Source organism: Acinetobacter sp. 1566109 (assembly GCF_000582255.1).
GTDB lineage: Bacteria > Pseudomonadota > Gammaproteobacteria > Pseudomonadales > Moraxellaceae > Acinetobacter > Acinetobacter nosocomialis.
The window spans coordinates 1-309 of the sequence record NZ_JEYB01000266.1; the positions used below are offsets into that span (position 1 = coordinate 1).

Genomic DNA, 309 nt, shown 5'->3' on the forward strand with positions numbered 1-309 from the left:
AAGTATAGTTGCACTTAAAAAGTTTAAAATATAAAATGTTTTTTTATAATTCAAATTGCTTAATTGTATATTAAACTCTAACCGAGTAGAAAAAATCAAGCTACCTAATATAAAAGAAGATAACGATAATTGCCAAAAAATTAAACTCTCAAAAAAATCTAAATTATTAAAATAAAAAAGCTGCCCCCAATACAATTCATAGTAATCTCGATATAAACCAAAAAAACTTAAAAAAACTCTACCTAAAGCAAACAAACAACTTGATATATAAAACAAGCCTTGAGGAGAAAATATTTTAAACTTTTTAAG

The 309-nt window shown here is 23.0% G+C and carries 1 pseudogene; it reads right to left on the bottom strand.

The features are described from left to right. Nucleotides 1–309: pseudogene (locus J582_RS27205) on the bottom strand (O-antigen polysaccharide polymerase Wzy); the annotation flags it as partial.